13 protein-coding genes are annotated in these 15734 nt (G+C 69.4%); all 13 read left to right on the plus strand.

Going from position 1 to position 15734, the window contains the following annotated elements; translation table 11 throughout:
• Window positions 1–7: 7 nt before the first annotated feature.
• From ACZ3KP_RS23380 to nuoN, 13 genes are read left to right on the plus strand one after another with little or no spacing between them, the layout of a single operon-like run.
• The gene (locus tag ACZ3KP_RS23380) at window positions 8–562 is read left to right on the plus strand and encodes a NuoB/complex I 20 kDa subunit family protein (RefSeq protein WP_055635348.1); all 555 of its coding nucleotides are present in this window, start codon (window positions 8–10) and stop codon (window positions 560–562) included.
• On the plus strand, window positions 559–1302 hold the full coding sequence (locus ACZ3KP_RS23385) for an NADH-quinone oxidoreductase subunit C (RefSeq protein ID WP_467501592.1): 744 nt from the start codon (window positions 559–561) through the stop codon (window positions 1300–1302). Before ACZ3KP_RS23380 ends, ACZ3KP_RS23385 begins: the two co-directional genes overlap by 4 nt.
• Complete coding sequence (locus ACZ3KP_RS23390; protein ID WP_467501593.1) at window positions 1299–2621, plus strand: NADH-quinone oxidoreductase subunit D; 1323 nt, start codon at window positions 1299–1301, stop codon at window positions 2619–2621. The genes ACZ3KP_RS23385 and ACZ3KP_RS23390 overlap by 4 nt, the downstream gene beginning before the upstream one ends.
• Window positions 2618–3484 (plus strand): NADH-quinone oxidoreductase subunit NuoE, encoded by an 867-nt coding sequence (gene nuoE, locus ACZ3KP_RS23395; protein WP_467501594.1) that lies wholly within the window; start codon window positions 2618–2620, stop codon window positions 3482–3484. The genes ACZ3KP_RS23390 and nuoE overlap by 4 nt, the downstream gene beginning before the upstream one ends.
• On the plus strand, window positions 3484–4830 hold the full coding sequence (gene nuoF / locus ACZ3KP_RS23400; RefSeq protein WP_132890275.1) for an NADH-quinone oxidoreductase subunit NuoF: 1347 nt from the start codon (window positions 3484–3486) through the stop codon (window positions 4828–4830). Before nuoE ends, nuoF begins: the two co-directional genes overlap by 1 nt.
• Window positions 4827–7331 carry an NADH-quinone oxidoreductase subunit G gene (locus tag ACZ3KP_RS23405; RefSeq protein ID WP_467501595.1) on the plus strand — a complete coding sequence of 835 codons (2505 nt, stop codon included), beginning with the start codon at window positions 4827–4829 and terminating at the stop codon, window positions 7329–7331. Before nuoF ends, ACZ3KP_RS23405 begins: the two co-directional genes overlap by 4 nt.
• Window positions 7328–8692 carry an NADH-quinone oxidoreductase subunit NuoH gene (gene nuoH, locus ACZ3KP_RS23410; RefSeq protein ID WP_467501596.1) on the plus strand — a complete coding sequence of 455 codons (1365 nt, stop codon included), beginning with the start codon at window positions 7328–7330 and terminating at the stop codon, window positions 8690–8692. The genes ACZ3KP_RS23405 and nuoH overlap by 4 nt, the downstream gene beginning before the upstream one ends.
• Window positions 8685–9326 carry an NADH-quinone oxidoreductase subunit NuoI gene (gene nuoI, locus ACZ3KP_RS23415; RefSeq protein WP_132890272.1) on the plus strand — a complete coding sequence of 214 codons (642 nt, stop codon included), beginning with the start codon at window positions 8685–8687 and terminating at the stop codon, window positions 9324–9326. Before nuoH ends, nuoI begins: the two co-directional genes overlap by 8 nt.
• On the plus strand, window positions 9323–10168 hold the full coding sequence (locus ACZ3KP_RS23420) for an NADH-quinone oxidoreductase subunit J (RefSeq protein WP_467501597.1): 846 nt from the start codon (window positions 9323–9325) through the stop codon (window positions 10166–10168). The genes nuoI and ACZ3KP_RS23420 overlap by 4 nt, the downstream gene beginning before the upstream one ends.
• Entirely contained in the window at window positions 10165–10464 is a 300-nt protein-coding gene (gene nuoK / locus ACZ3KP_RS23425) for an NADH-quinone oxidoreductase subunit NuoK (RefSeq protein ID WP_046726439.1), read from the plus strand. Before ACZ3KP_RS23420 ends, nuoK begins: the two co-directional genes overlap by 4 nt.
• Before the next feature lie 14 nt (window positions 10465–10478).
• Entirely contained in the window at window positions 10479–12425 is a 1947-nt protein-coding gene (gene nuoL / locus ACZ3KP_RS23430) for an NADH-quinone oxidoreductase subunit L (RefSeq protein WP_358981260.1), read from the plus strand.
• Between the two features lie 5 nt (window positions 12426–12430).
• Window positions 12431–14002, plus strand: coding sequence for an NADH-quinone oxidoreductase subunit M (locus ACZ3KP_RS23435; RefSeq protein ID WP_467501598.1), 1572 nt, complete (start codon window positions 12431–12433; stop codon window positions 14000–14002).
• Window positions 13999–15648 (plus strand): NADH-quinone oxidoreductase subunit NuoN, encoded by a 1650-nt coding sequence (gene nuoN / locus ACZ3KP_RS23440; RefSeq protein ID WP_467501599.1) that lies wholly within the window; start codon window positions 13999–14001, stop codon window positions 15646–15648. Before ACZ3KP_RS23435 ends, nuoN begins: the two co-directional genes overlap by 4 nt.
• Window positions 15649–15734: the final 86 nt, after the last annotated feature.

Consider the following 15734-nt stretch of genomic DNA (forward strand, 5'->3'; position numbering starts at 1 on the left):
TTTAGACATGGGACTCGAAGAAAAGCTGCCGAGCGGATTCCTGCTGACCACCGTCGAGCAGGCCGCGGGCTGGGTGCGCAAGGCTTCCGTCTTCCCCGCCACCTTCGGCCTCGCCTGCTGCGCCATCGAGATGATGACCACCGGCGCCGGCCGCTACGACCTGGCCCGCTTCGGCATGGAGGTCTTCCGCGGATCACCCCGCCAGGCCGACCTCATGATCGTCGCCGGCCGGGTCAGCCAGAAGATGGCACCGGTACTGAGGCAGGTCTACGACCAGATGCCCAACCCCAAGTGGGTGATCTCCATGGGCGTCTGCGCCTCCTCGGGCGGCATGTTCAACAACTACGCGATCGTCCAGGGCGTCGACCACATCGTCCCCGTGGACATCTACCTCCCCGGCTGCCCGCCGCGCCCCGAGATGCTGATGGACGCCATCCTCAAGCTCCATCACAAGATCCAGAACTCCAAGCTCGGCGTCAACGCCGAGGAAGCGGCCCGCGAGGCGGAGGAGGCGGCGCTCAAGGCCCTGCCCACGATCGAGATGAAGGGGCTGCTGCGGTGAGCGACGCCAACGGCCACAACGGGGTCAACCCCGAGAGGGACCTGGCCGCCGACAACCTCCCCGGCCGGCGGGGGCAGGGCGGTGAGGAGATCCGCGTCCAGCGCGGCATGTTCGGCGCCAACAACGGCGGCGACACCTCCGGCTACGGCGGACTGGTCCGCTCGATCCGCCTTCCCGGACCGGCGAGCCGTCCCTACGGCGGCTGGTTCGACGAGGTCGCCGACGAGCTGGAGGGCGCCCTGGAGGAGCAGGGCCTGCTCCCCGACAACGCCGTCGAGAAGACCGTCGTCGACCGCGGTGAGATCACCTTCCACATCGAACGCGAGCACCTGGTCCGTGTCGCCCGCACCCTGCGCGACGACCCGGCGCTCCGCTTCGAGCTGTGCACCGGTGTCAGCGGCGTCCACTACCCCCACGACAAGGGCCGCGAGCTGCACGCCGTCTACCACCTGCGGTCGATCACCCACAACCGGCTGATCCGGCTCGAGGTCAGCGCCCCCGACGCCGACCCGCACGTCCCGTCCCTGGTCTCCGTGTACCCGACCAACGACTGGCACGAGCGCGAGACCTACGACTTCTTCGGGATCGTCTTCGACGGTCACCCGGCCCTGACGCGGATCATGATGCCGGACGACTGGCAGGGCCATCCGCAGCGCAAGGACTACCCCCTCGGCGGCATCCCCGTCGAGTACAAGGGCGCCCAGATCCCGGCTCCGGACCAGCGGAGGTCGTACTCGTGAGCACGTCACACGCTTCCCCTCGCGAGACCACCGAGGGCACCGTATACACGGTCACCGGCGGCGACTGGGACGAGGTCGTCCAGTCCGCGGCCCGCGCGGACGACGAACGCATCGTCGTCAACATGGGTCCCCAGCACCCGTCCACCCATGGAGTGCTCCGGCTCATCCTGGAGATCGACGGCGAGACGGTCACCGAAGCCCGCTGCGGCATCGGCTACCTCCACACCGGAATCGAGAAGAACCTCGAATTCCGCACCTGGACGCAGGGCACCACGTTCGTGACCCGCATGGACTACCTGACGTCCTTCTTCAACGAGACCGCCTACTGTCTCGCCGTCGAGAAGCTCCTCGGCATCGAGGACGAGATCACCGAGCGCGCCAAGGTCATCCGGGTGCTCCTCATGGAGCTGAACCGGCTCTCCTCCCACCTGGTGTGCATCGCCACCGGAGGCATGGAACTCGGCGCCACCACGATCATGATCTACGGATTCCGTGATCGTGAAATGATTCTCGACCTCTACGAACTCATCACCGGCCTGCGCATGAACCACGCGTACATCCGCCCCGGCGGACTCGCCCAGGACCTGCCGCCCGGCGCCGTGGACCAGATCCGCGAGTTCGTGAAGAAGATGAGGAAGAACCTCCCGGAGTACGACAAGCTCGCCACCGGGAACCCCATCTTCAAGGCCCGTATGCAGGACGTCGGCTACCTGGACCTGTCCGGCTGCATGGCCCTCGGCGCCACCGGCCCGATCCTGCGCTCCACCGGCCTCCCGCACGACCTGCGCAAGGCCCAGCCCTACTGCGGCTACGAGACCTACGACTTCGAGGTCGCCGTCGCCGACACCTGCGACTCCTACGGCCGCTTCCTGGTCCGCCTGGAGGAGATGCGCCAGTCGCTCAGGATCATCGAACAGTGCCTGGACCGGCTGCAGCCCGGACCGGTCATGGTCGCCGACAAGAAGATCGCCTGGCCCGCCCAGCTCGCCCTCGGCCCCGACGGGCTCGGCAACTCCCTCGACCACATCAAGAAGATCATGGGCACCTCCATGGAGGCCCTGATCCACCACTTCAAACTGGTCACCGAGGGCTTCCGGGTGCCGCCCGGGCAGGCCTACGCGGCCGTCGAGTCCCCCAAGGGCGAACTCGGCGTGCACGCCGTCTCCGACGGCGGCACCCGCCCCTTCCGGGTCCACTTCCGCGACCCGTCCTTCACCAACCTGCAGGCCATGGCGGCGATGTGCGAGGGCGGCCAGGTCGCCGACGTCATCGTCGCCGTCGCGTCCATCGACCCCGTGATGGGAGGCGTCGACCGGTGACCACCTCTTCCTCGGAGCGCGGCATCAGCCTCGGCATGCCCGAGCTGCCCGCCCCCGCGTACCCGGACGACGTCCGGACCCGGCTGGAGGCCGACGCGCGCGACGTCATCGCCCGCTACCCCGACTCCCGGTCCGCCCTGCTGCCGCTGCTGCACCTCGTGCAGTCGCAGGAGGGACACGTCACCCGCACCGGGATGCAGTTCTGCGCGGACCTGCTGAACCTCACCACCGCCGAGGTCACCGCCGTCGCCACCTTCTACACCATGTACCGGCGCCGGCCCTCCGGCGACTACCAGGTCGGCGTCTGCACCAACACACTGTGCGCGGTCATGGGCGGCGACGCGATCTTCGAGACCCTCCAGGAGCACCTGGGCGTCGGCAACGGCGAGACCACCGACGACGGCAAGGTCACCCTGGAGCACATCGAGTGCAACGCGGCCTGCGACTTCGCGCCGGTCGTCATGGTCAACTGGGAGTTCTTCGACAACCAGACCCCCGCCAGCGCCAAGCGCCTCGTCGACGACCTGCGCGCGGGACGGGACGTCGAACCCACGCGCGGTGCCCGGCTCTGCACCTTCAAGGAGACCGCCCGGATCCTGGCCGGCTTCCCCGACGAGCGGCCCGGTGCCGTCGAGGAGAGCGGCAGCGCGGGGCCCGCGTCGCTGGTGGGCCTCCGTCTGGCAAGGGGAGAGACCGCGCCCGCGCGCGTGGTCCACCCGCGCGGAGGTTCCAAGGAGGTGCAGGACCGGACGGTGCACGAGCCGTCCCCGACCGAGCACCTCAGCTCCCACGACGCACCGCAGGAGACCTCGGCCTCCGACCCGTCGCACCCGGCAGGGCCTGCCGCCGAGGAGGGGGAGTGATGACGGTGGTACCCGACCTCAAGGACACCAGCCCCGAGAAGCTGCTCGCACCCGTGCTGTCGGCCTTCTGGGACGAGGACCGGTCGTGGACGCTCGACGTCTACCGCAGGCACGAAGGCTACGAGGGCCTCCGCAAGGCGCTCGCCATGTCACCGGACGACCTGATCGCCTACGTCAAGGAGTCCGGACTGCGCGGCCGCGGCGGCGCGGGCTTCCCCACCGGGATGAAGTGGCAGTTCATCCCGCAGGGAGACGGCAAACCGCACTATCTCGTTGTCAACGCCGACGAATCGGAGCCCGGGACCTGCAAGGACATCCCGCTCCTCTTCGCGAACCCGCACAGCCTCATCGAGGGCATCGTGATCGCGTGCTACGCCATCCGGTCGTCGCATGCCTTCATCTATCTGCGGGGTGAGGTCGTCCCCGTCCTGCGGCGGTTGCACGAGGCCGTGCGCGAGGCCTACGCGGCCGGCTATCTCGGCGAGAACATCCTCGGCAGCGGCCTCGACCTCACCCTCACCGTGCACGCCGGCGCCGGCGCGTACATCTGCGGTGAGGAGACCGCACTGCTCGACTCGCTCGAAGGCCGCCGCGGCCAACCGCGGCTGCGTCCCCCCTTCCCCGCCGTCGAAGGGCTCTATGCCTGCCCGACTGTGGTGAACAACGTCGAGTCCATCGCCTCGGTTCCCGCCATCCTGCACAAGGGCAAGGAATGGTTCAGGTCGATGGGGAGCGAGAAGTCACCCGGCTTCACGCTCTACTCCCTCAGCGGTCATGTCGCGAGCCCCGGCCAGTACGAGGCACCGCTCGGCATCACCCTGCGTCAGCTCCTCGACATGAGCGGCGGCATGCGCACCGGCCACCGCCTCAAGTTCTGGACGCCCGGCGGCTCCTCGACGCCCATGTTCACAGACGAGCACCTCGACGTCCCCCTCGACTACGAAGGCGTCGGCGCCGCGGGTTCCATGCTGGGCACCAAGGCCCTGCAGTGCTTCGACGAGACCACCTGCGTGGTGCGCGCCGTCACCCGCTGGACCGAGTTCTACGCCCACGAGTCCTGCGGCAAGTGCACCCCCTGCCGTGAAGGCACCTACTGGCTCGTGCAGCTGCTGCGTGACATCGAGGCCGGCAAGGGCGTCATGTCCGACCTCGACAAGCTGAACGACATCGCCGACAACATCAACGGCAAGTCCTTCTGCGCCCTCGGCGACGGCGCAGCGTCCCCGATCTTCTCCTCGCTGAAGTACTTCCGCGAGGAGTACGAACAGCACATCACGGGCCGGGGCTGCCCCTTCGACCCGGCCAAGTCGACGGCCTGGGCGGACCGCCCGGAGGTGAACGCATGACCGTGACCACGAGTTCCCCCTCCTCGGGGGGAACGGCGGCGGTCCCGCCGGAGGACCTCGTCACGCTGACGATCGACGGCGTGGAGATCAGCGTGCCCAAGGGCACCCTCGTCATCCGCGCCGCCGAACAGCTCGGCATCGAGATCCCCCGCTTCTGCGACCACCCCCTGCTGGACCCGGCCGGCGCCTGCCGACAGTGCATCGTCGAGGTCGAGGGCCAGCGCAAGCCCATGGCGTCCTGCACGATCACCTGCACGGACGGCATGGTCGTGAAGACCCACCTCACCTCGCCCGTGGCCGAGAAGGCCCAGCACGGGGTGATGGAGCTGCTGCTCATCAACCACCCGCTGGACTGCCCGGTCTGCGACAAGGGCGGCGAGTGCCCGCTGCAGAACCAGGCGATGTCGCACGGCAACGCCGAGTCCCGCTTCGACGGCAGGAAGCGCACCTACGAGAAGCCCGTCCCGATCTCCACCCAGGTGCTGCTCGACCGCGAACGCTGCGTGCTGTGCGCGCGCTGCACCCGGTTCTCCAACCAGGTCGCCGGCGACCCCATGATCGAGCTCCTGGAACGCGGTGCGCTCCAGCAGGTCGGCACCGGCGAGGGGGACCCGTTCGAGTCGTACTTCTCCGGGAACACCATCCAGATCTGCCCGGTCGGCGCGCTGACCTCGGCGGCGTACCGCTTCCGCTCCCGCCCCTTCGACCTGATCTCCTCGCCGTCCGTGTGCGAGCACTGTGCGGGTGGCTGCGCCACCCGCACCGACCACCGGCGCGGCAAGGTCATGCGGCGGCTCGCCGCCAACGACCCCGAGGTCAACGAGGAGTGGATCTGCGACAAGGGACGCTTCGCGTTCCGGTACGCGCAGCAGAAGGACCGCCTGGAGACCCCGCTGGTCCGAGGTGCCGAGGGCGTCCTCGAACCCGCTTCCTGGCCGGAGGCCCTCGAAGCCGCCGCGCGGGGCCTGGCCGCCGCCCGCTCCCGGGCCGGCGTCCTCATCGGCGGCCGGCTGACCGTCGAGGACGCGTACGCGTACAGCAAGTTCGCGCGCGTGGCGCTCGGTACCAACGACATCGACTTCCGCGCGCGCGTGCACAGCGGCGAGGAGGCCGACTTCCTGGCCGCGCACGTCGCGGGCCGCGGCCGGGACCTCGACGGCACCGGCGTCACCTACACCACTCTGGAGAAGGCGCCCGCCGTCCTGCTGGTCGGCTTCGAGTCGGAGGAGGAGGCGCCCGGCGTCTTCCTGCGGCTGCGCAAGGCCTGGCGCAAGCACAAGCAGAAGGTGTACGCGCTCGCCACGCACGCCACGCGCGGCCTGCAGAAGGCCGGCGGCACCCTGCTGCCGTCCGCACCCGGCACCGAGACCGAGTGGCTGGACGCCCTCGCCGGCGGCGTCGGCCTGCAGGAGGCCGGCATCCTGGCCGCGGAGGCGCTGCGCACCGACGGCGCGGTCATCGTCGTGGGAGAGCGGCTGGCGTCGGTCGCCGGCGGACTCACCGCCGCCGTACGGGCCGCCGCGGCCACCGGCGCCCAGCTGGTGTGGATCCCGCGCCGGGCCGGGGAGCGCGGCGCGATCGAGGCGGGCGCGCTGCCGTCGCTGCTGCCGGGCGGCCGCCCGGCCACCGACCCGCGCGCGCGTGAGGAGGTCGCCGCCGCCTGGAGCATGCCGGAACTCCCGCCCGGCCACGGCCGGGACACCGGCCAGATCATCGAGTCCGCCGCCCGCGGCGAACTCTCGGCCCTGCTGGTGGCCGGTGTCGAGGTCGCCGACCTGCCCGACCCGGCACGCGCGCGTGAGGCGCTCGAAGCCGTCGGCTTCCTGGTCTCCCTGGAGCTGCGGCCCAGCGAGGTCACCGAACACGCCGACGTCGTCCTGCCGGTCGCCGCGGTCGCCGAGAAGGCCGGTACCTTCCTCAACTGGGAGGGACGGGCCCGCCTCTTCGAGGCCGCCGTCAAGCCCGACCAGATGACCCGGCGGCTCGCACCCACCGACGCGCGCGTGCTGCAGATGCTCGCCGACGCCATGGACGTCCACCTCGGTCTGCCCGACCTGCGCACCACGCGCGCGGAGCTGGACCGGCTCGGCGGCTGGGACGGGCCGAAGGCCTCCGCACCGCTGGAGAGCGGCGCCCCGCTGCCGCGGCCGGCCGCCGGGGAGGCCGTGCTCGCCGGACACCGGCTCCTCCTCGACCAGGGCGTCCTCCAGGACGGCGACGAGGCGCTGGCCGGCACCCGGCACGCGGCCCACGCGCGTCTGTCCGCCGCGACGGCCGCCGAGGCGGGCGTGGCGGACGGCGCTCTCCTCGCCGTCACCGGGCCCTCCGGCACCGTCGAACTCCCCCTCCGGATCACGGAGATGCCCGACCGTGTGGTCTGGCTCCCGCTGAACTCGGTGGGCGGCGGTGTCGCCTCCGACACCGGCACGCGGCCCGGCTCCCTCGTCCGTATCGGCCCGGCGGCCACCGCCGGTGAGGCACCCAAGGAGGTGGAGGCATGAGCCCGTTCCTCGCCGCTGAAGACCTCTCCATGTTCGGCCGCGACCCGTGGTGGCTGGTCGTCATCAAGGCCGTCTTCTGCTTCGCCTTCCTGATGGTGACCGTACTGATCTCCATCGTCATGGAGCGCAAGGTCGTCGCCTGGATGCAGCTGCGCGTCGGCCCCAACCGGCACGGTCCCTGGGGCATGCTCCAGTCGCTCGCCGACGGCATCAAGCTGATGCTCAAGGAAGACGTCGTCGTCAAACGCGCCGACAAGGCCGTGTACGTCCTGGCGCCGATCGTCGCGGCCATCCCGGCGTTCATGGCCATCGCGGTCATCCCGTTCGGCCCCGCCGACAACGAGGTGTCGATCTTCGGCCACCGCACCACGATGCAGCTCACCGACCTGCCGATCGCGATGCTCTACATCCTCGCGGTCGCCTCCGTCGGCATCTACGGCATCGTCCTCGCCGGCTGGAGCTCCGGATCGACCTACCCGCTCCTCGGCGGCCTGCGCTCCTGCGCGCAGATGATCTCCTACGAGATCGCCATGGGCGCCGCGTTCGCCTCCGTGTTCCTGTACTCCGGGTCGATGTCGACGTCCACGATCGTCGACCAGCAGCAGGGCCGCTGGTACATCCTGCTGCTGCCGGTCTCGTTCCTGCTCTACGTCGTGACCATGATCGGCGAGACCAACCGCGCCCCCTTCGACATGCCGGAGTCCGAGGGCGACCTGGTCGGCGGCTTCAACACCGAGTACTCGTCGATCAAGTTCGCGATGTTCATGCTCGCCGAGTACGTCAACATGGTGACGGTCTCCGCCGTGTCGACGACGCTGTTCCTCGGCGGCTGGCGGGCCCCCTGGCCGATCAGCACCGTCTGGGCGGGCGCCAACCACGGCTGGTGGCCGATGCTCTGGTTCGTCGCCAAGGTCGTCGTGCTGCTGTTCGTCTTCGTCTGGGTACGCGGCACCCTCCCGCGCGTGCGCTACGACCAGCTGATGAAGCTCGGCTGGAAGGTCCTCATCCCGGTCTCGGTCGTCTGGCTGATGCTCGTCGCGACCGTACGGACCCTGCGCAACGAGAACTACGGCTTCGCCGACATCGCCCTCTACGTCGGCGGTGGACTCCTCACCCTGCTGGTCCTGTCCTTCGTCGTCGACCTCTTCCGCGACAAGGGCAAGGAGGCCGGGCAGCCCGCCGCGGAGCCGGCCGGCTTCGACCCGATGGCGGGTGGGTTCCCGGTACCGCCGCTGCCCGGACAGGAGCTGCCGCCGGTGCCCCGGCGCCGTCCCCGCCGGGAGCGGGAGCTGATTGTCAGTGGCGGCACGGACACTGTCAGTGACGGATCTTCGGATGGAAAGGAGGCGTCCGATGGCTGAGGAGCCCAAGGAGAGCAAGCCCGGTTTCCTGAACCCCGCGGCCGGCTTCGGCGTGACCTTCAAGGCCATGTTCAAGAAGCGGCTGACCGAGCAGTACCCGGAGCAGAAGAAGACCACGGCCCCGCGGTTCCACGGACGGCACCAGCTCAACCGCCATCCGGACGGCCTGGAGAAGTGCGTCGGCTGCGAACTGTGCGCCTGGGCCTGCCCCGCCGACGCCATCTACGTGGAGGGCGCCGACAACACCGACGAGGAGCGCTACTCGCCGGGCGAGCGGTACGGCCGCGTCTACCAGATCAACTACGCCCGCTGCATCCTGTGCGGGCTGTGCATCGAGGCGTGCCCCACGCGCGCGCTGACGATGACCAACGAGTTCGAACTGGCCGACAGCAGCCGCGCCAACCTGATCTACACCAAGGAACAGCTGCTCGCCGGCCTCGAAGAGGGCATGGTCGACACCCCGCACGCGATCTTCCCGGGGACCGACGAACAGGACTACTACCGGGGCCTGGTCACCGAGGCCGCGCCCGGGACCGTACGCCAGGTCGCCGTCTCCAAGGGCGAGGTCCCCCAGGAGGCCGAGTCCACCTTCGGCCCGGACGAACCCGCCTCGCAGGAGGTGATCGGCCGATGAACCCGCAGCAGCTCGCCGCGTACGCCACCTCCACCGGTGAGGCCTTCCAGTTCTGGGTCCTCGGCACCGTCGCCGTGATCGGCGCTCTGTGCACCGTCTTCATGAGGAAGGCCGTGCACAGCGCGCTGTGCCTCGCCGGCACCATGATCGTCCTGGCGGTGTTCTACCTCGCCAACGGCGCCTACTTCCTCGGGATCGTGCAGATCGTCGTCTACACCGGCGCGATCATGATGCTGTTCCTCTTCGTGGTGATGCTGGTCGGCGTGACCGCCGCCGACTCCCTGAAGGAGACCATCAAGGGCCAGCGCTGGCTGGCCCTGCTGTGCGGGGTCGGCTTCGGTGTCCTGCTCTTCGCGGGCATCGCCAACGCCTCCCTGAAGCAGTTCAACGGCACCGGCCAGGCCAACGCCAACGGCAATGTGCAGGGCCTGGCCGCCCTCATCTTCACCAAGTACGTGTTCGCCTTCGAGATCACCGGCGCCCTGCTCATCACCGCGGCCGTCGGCGCCATGGTGCTCACCCACCGCGAGCGCACCGAACGTCCCAGGACCCAGCGCGAGCTGGCGGAGCAGCGGGTCCGCGAGGGCAAGCACGTGCCGCCGCTGCCCGCCCCCGGCGTCTACGCCCGGCACAACGCCGTGGACATCGCCGGCCTGCTGCCCGACGGCACCCCCTCGGAGCTCACGGTCAGCAAGACACTGCGCGACCGCGGCCAGATCCGCGACGTGTCGACGCAGGCACTCAACGACCTGCGGGCCCTGGAACAGCGCGCCGAGGAACGGCTGGAGCGCACCCCGGTCGAACCCGCCCACCCCAAGCGGAGCGAGGAGGCGTCGAAGTGAACCCCGTCTACTACCTCTACCTCGCCGCCCTGTTGTTCACGATCGGCGCCACCGGTGTGCTGATCAGACGAAACGCGATCGTCGTCTTCATGTGCATCGAGCTGATGCTCAACGCCTGCAACCTCGCGTTCGTCGTCTTCTCCCGCATGCACGGCAATCTCGACGGCCAGATCATCGCCTTCTTCACGATGGTCGTCGCCGCCGCGGAGGTCGTGGTCGGGCTCGCGATCATCGTGTCGCTGTTCCGTACCCGCCACTCGGCCTCGGTCGACGACGCCAGCCTGATGAAGCTGTAAGGGGTCGCTGAATCGTGGAGAACCTCATCGCGCTGCTGATCGCGGCGCCTCTGCTCGGAGCGGTCGTCCTCCTGGTCGGCGGCCGCCGCCTGGACGGCGTGGGGCACTGGATCGGCACCCTCCTGTCGACGGCCTCCTTCGTGTTCGGCGTGCTCCTCTTCGCCGACCTGCTGGGCAAGAACGCCGAACACCGCACGCTCACCCAGCACCTGTGGACGTGGATCTCCGTCGGCAGCTTCCAGGCGGACGTCACCTTCCGCCTCGACCAGCTGTCGATGACCTTCGTCCTGCTGATCACCGGCGTCGGCTCGCTCATCCACGTGTACTCGATCGGGTACATGGAGCACGACGAGCGCCGCCGCCGCTTCTTCGGCTACCTCAACCTGTTCCTCGCGGCGATGCTGCTGCTCGTCCTCGCCGACAACTACCTGCTGCTGTACGTCGGCTGGGAGGGTGTCGGTCTCGCCTCCTACCTGCTGATCGGTTTCTGGCAGCACAAGCCCAGCGCGGCGACCGCGGCGAAGAAGGCCTTCCTGGTCAACCGCGTCGGCGACATGGGCCTGTCGATCGCGATCATGCTGATGTTCACGACGTTCGGCACCTTCGCCTTCGGACCGGTGTTCAGCCACGTCGGCGACGCCTCCCAGGGCAGGCTCACCGCGATCGGCCTGATGCTGCTGCTCGCCGCCTGCGGCAAGTCCGCACAGGTACCGCTGCAGTCCTGGCTCGGGGACGCCATGGAGGGCCCCACCCCGGTCTCCGCCCTCATCCACGCGGCGACCATGGTGACCGCGGGCGTCTACCTCGTCGTCCGCTCGGGAGCGATCTTCAACGCCGCCCCGGACGCCCAGCTGGCCGTCACCGTCGTCGGCGCCGTCACGCTCCTGTTCGGTGCGATCGTCGGTTGCGCCAAGGACGACATCAAGAAGGCGCTCGCCGGCTCGACCATGTCGCAGATCGGCTACATGGTCCTCGCCGCCGGCCTCGGCCCCATCGGCTACGTCTTCGCGATCATGCACCTGGTGACGCACGGCTTCTTCAAGGCCGGTCTCTTCCTCGGCGCCGGTTCCGTCATGCACGGCATGAACGACGAGGTCGACATGCGCAAGTACGGCGGCCTGCGCAAGTACATGCCGGTCACCTTCATCACCTTCGGCCTCGGCTACCTCGCCATCATCGGTTTCCCGGGCCTGTCCGGCTTCTTCTCCAAGGACAAGATCATCGAGGCGGCGTTCGCCAAGGGCGGCACCGAGGGCTGGATCCTCGGCGCCTGCGCCCTGCTGGGCGCCGCGATCACCGCCTTCTACATGACGCGTGTGATGCTGATGACGTTCTTCGGCGAGGAACGCTGGCGCAACCAGCCCACCCGCTCCCCGCAGGCGCCCAGCGCCGAACCGGCCGCCGAACACCACGGCGAGCACGCGGAACCGCACCCGCACGAGTCCCCGAAGGTCATGACCATCCCCATGGTCGTGCTGGCCGTCGGATCGGTGTTCGGCGGCGCCTTCTTCAGCATCGGCGACCGCTTCCTGCACTGGCTGGAACCGGTCACCGGCCACAGCGAGGGCGACTCCCCGCTCAGCGCGGCCACCGTCACCGGCGCCACCATGGTCTGCCTGGTCATCGGCGTCGGCATCGCCTACCTGCAGTACGGCCGCCGGCCCGTCCCCGCCGTCGCCCCGCGCGGCTCGCTGCTCACCCGCGCGGCCCGCCGCGACCTCCTCCAGGACGACTTCAACCACGTCGTCCTGGTCCGCGGCGGCGAACACCTCACGCGCTCCCTGGTGTACGTCGACCACACCCTGGTCGACGGGGTCGTCAACGGTACGGCGGCGGGCTTCGGCGGCCTCTCCGGCCGGCTGCGCAGGCTCCAGAACGGCTACGCGCGCTCGTACGCGGTCTCGATGTTCGGCGGCGCGGCCCTCCTGGTCGCCGCGACCCTGCTGATGAGGGCGGTCTGATACCGATGTCCTTTCCTCTGCTGACAGCGACAGCGGCCCTCCCGGCCGTCGGCGCGATCGCCACGGCCGCCGTACCGGCCGCCCGGCGCACCGCCGCCAAATGGCTCGCGCTGCTGGTCTCGCTCGCCACCCTGGTCCTCGCGGTCGTCATCCTGGTCCGCTTCGACCCGGGCGGCGCCCGCTACCAGCTCACCGAGTCCCACGCCTGGATCGCGGACTTCGGAGTCAGGTACGACCTGGGCGTGGACGGCATCGCCGCCGTCCTCATCGCCCTGACCGCCCTGCTGATCCCGTTCATCGTGCTGGCCGGCTGGCACGATGCCGACCCGCTGGAGACCGGCAGCAAGCGGTGGCGCCCGACGCAGGGCTTCTTCGCCCTGATCCTGGCCGTCGAGGCGATGGTCGTCATCTCCTTCGAGTCCACCGACGTCTTTTTGTTCTACATCTTCTTCGAAGCCATGCTGATCCCGATGTACTTCCTCATCGGCGGCTTCGGCGACCGCGCCCACGAGCACGGCGAGGAAGCGGCGTCCACGCAACGGTCGTACGCCGCCGTGAAGTTCCTGCTGTACAACCTGGTCGGCGGTCTGATCATGCTGGCCGCGGTCATCGGCCTCTACGTGGTCGCCGGGAACTTCTCCCTGACGGAGATCGCCCAGGCCCGGGCGAACGGCTCGCTGCACATGGCGACCAGCACCGAACGCTGGCTGTTCCTCGGCTTCTTCTTCGCCTTCGCCGTGAAGGCGCCGCTGTGGCCATTGCACACCTGGCTGCCCAACGCCATGCAGGAGTCCACCGCCCCCGTCGCCGTCCTCATCACCGCGGTCGTCGACAAGGTCGGCACGTTCGCGATGCTCCGCTACTGCCTCCAGCTGTTCCCCGAGGCGTCGAAGTGGGCGACACCCGTCATCCTCGTCCTCGCCGTGATCGGCATCATCTACGGCGCACTGCTCGCGGTCGGCCAGCGCGACATCAAACGACTGGTCGCCTACGCGTCGATCTCGCACTTCGGCTTCATCATCCTGGGCATCTTCGCGATGACCAGCCAGGGCCAGTCCGGCGCCACCCTGTACATGGTCAACCACGGCATCTCCACGGCCGCGCTGATGCTGGTCGCCGGCTTCCTGATCTCCCGCCGCGGCTCGCGCCTCATCGCGGACTACGGCGGCGTGCAGAAGGTCGCCCCGGTGCTCGCCGGCACGTTCCTGATCGGCGGCCTGGCGACCCTGTCCCTGCCGGGTCTCGCCCCCTTCGTGAGTGAATTCCTCGTCCTGGTCGGCACGTTCACGCGCTACCCGGCCATCGGGATCGTCGCCACCTTCGGCATCGTCCTCGCCGCGCTCTACACCCTCGTCCTCTACCAGCGGACGATGACGGGCCCGGTGAAACCGGAGGTCTCCGCCATGCCCGACCTACGCGCGCGTGAGCTCGTGGTCGTCGCCCCGCTGATCGTTCTGCTGATCTTCCTGGGCGTCTACCCGAAACCCGTCACGGACATCGTCAATCCGGCGGTCAGACAGACCATGTCGGACGTACACAAGACCGACCCCAAGCCCGAGGCGGAGGCGGCGAAGTGAGCGCAGCAGCCGTCCACAGCCTGTGGACAACCGCGGCCGAACCGATCTCGAAGATCGGCGCGCCGAAGATCGAATACGGACAACTGTCACCCACCCTGATCGTCGTCGGCGCGGCGGTCGTCGGGGTGCTCGTCGAGGCGTTCGTCCCTCGTAAATCCCGCTACTACGCGCAGGTCTTCGTCTCCGCCGTCGCCCTGTGCGCGGCCTTCGCGGCGGTCGTCGCCCTCGCCGCGGACGGCTACGGCACCACGAAGGCACACATCGCCGCCATGGGCGCGATCGCCGTCGACGGACCGTCCCTGTTCCTCCAGGGCACCATCCTGCTGGCCGGACTGGTCGGCCTGTTCACCTTCGCCGAACGCCGGCTCGACCCCGCCGCCCACGGCAACCGCGTCGACTCCTTCGCCGCCCAGGCCGCTTCGGTCCCCGGCAGCGACAGCGAACAGGCCGCCGTCAAGGCCGGGTTCACCACCACCGAGGTCTTCCCGCTGCTCCTCTTCGCGGTCGCCGGCATGCTGGTGTTCCCCTCGGCCAACGACCTGCTGACGCTCTTCGTGGCCCTGGAGGTCTTCTCCCTGCCGCTCTACCTGATGTGCGCCCTGGCCCGCCGCAAGCGCCTCATGTCGCAGGAAGCCGCCGTCAAGTACTTCCTGCTCGGCGCCTTCGCCTCCGCGTTCACCCTGTTCGGCATCGCCATGCTGTACGGCTACGCCGGCTCGGTGTCGTACGCCACCATCGCCCAGGTCGTCGACGGCACCGTCACCAACGTCGACCCCGCCCTCGCCGGCACCATGGGCAACGACGCGCTGCTCCTCATCGGCTCCGCCATGATCGTCATGGGGCTGCTCTTCAAGGTCGGCGCCGTCCCCTTCCACATGTGGACGCCCGACGTCTACCAGGGCGCACCCACCCCGGTGACCGGCTTCATGGCCGCCGCCACCAAGGTCGCCGCGTTCGGCGCGCTGCTGCGCCTGCTGTACGTCGTGCTCCCCGGCATGCGCTGGGACTGGCGGCCGGTCATGTGGGGCGTCGCGATCGTCACCATGCTGGGCGGCGCGATCGTCGCGATCACCCAGACCGACATCAAACGACTGCTCGCCTACTCGTCGATCGCCCACGCCGGATTCATCCTCGCCGGTGTCATCGCGACCTCGAAGGACGGCGTGTCGTCCGTCCTCTTCTACCTCGCCGCGTACTCCTTCGTCACCATCGGCGCCTTCGCCGTGGTCACGCTGGTGCGCGACGCGGGCGGCGAGGCGACCCACCTGTCCAAGTGGGCGGGGCTCGGCCGACGGTCCCCCCTGGTGGCCGCCGTCTTCGCGGTCTTCCTGCTGGCCTTCGCCGGCATCCCGCTGACCTCGGGCTTCGCCGGGAAGTTCGCCGTGTTCAAGGCGGCGGCCGAAGGCGGAGCGGTCCCCCTGGTCGTCATCGGTGTGATCTCGTCGGCGATCGCCGCGTTCTTCTACATCCGCGTGATCGTCCTGATGTTCTTCAGCGAACCGAGGCCCGAGGGCCCCACCGTCGCCGTACCGTCGCCGCTCACCATGGCGGCCATCGGCGTGGGCGTCGCGGTCACCCTCGTGCTCGGCGTGGCACCCCAGTACTTCCTCGACCTGGCCAGTCAGGCGGGAGTCTTCGTGCGCTGACCCCTCCGCAACGGTCCCGGGCCCCGGTTCCTCGCGCGGGAACCGGGGCCCGGGCGCGTCCCAGGCCGGCGGCCACCGGCCGTCGA

The sequence above is a fragment of the Streptomyces sp. NPDC020958 genome (genome assembly GCF_055562175.1).

What these genes read in the sequence shown, in the direction of transcription:
- ACZ3KP_RS23380 (WP_055635348.1), top strand. Translation starts at nt 8, where the DNA reads ATGGGACTCGAAGAAAAGCTGCCGAGCGGATTCCTGCTGACCACCGTC.
- nuoF (WP_132890275.1), top strand. Translation starts at nt 3,484, where the DNA reads ATGACGGTGGTACCCGACCTCAAGGACACCAGCCCCGAGAAGCTGCTC.
- ACZ3KP_RS23405 (WP_467501595.1), top strand. Translation starts at nt 4,827, where the DNA reads ATGACCGTGACCACGAGTTCCCCCTCCTCGGGGGGAACGGCGGCGGTC.
- nuoH (WP_467501596.1), top strand. Translation starts at nt 7,328, where the DNA reads ATGAGCCCGTTCCTCGCCGCTGAAGACCTCTCCATGTTCGGCCGCGAC.
- nuoI (WP_132890272.1), top strand. Translation starts at nt 8,685, where the DNA reads ATGGCTGAGGAGCCCAAGGAGAGCAAGCCCGGTTTCCTGAACCCCGCG.
- ACZ3KP_RS23420 (WP_467501597.1), top strand. Translation starts at nt 9,323, where the DNA reads ATGAACCCGCAGCAGCTCGCCGCGTACGCCACCTCCACCGGTGAGGCC.
- ACZ3KP_RS23435 (WP_467501598.1), top strand. Translation starts at nt 12,431, where the DNA reads ATGTCCTTTCCTCTGCTGACAGCGACAGCGGCCCTCCCGGCCGTCGGC.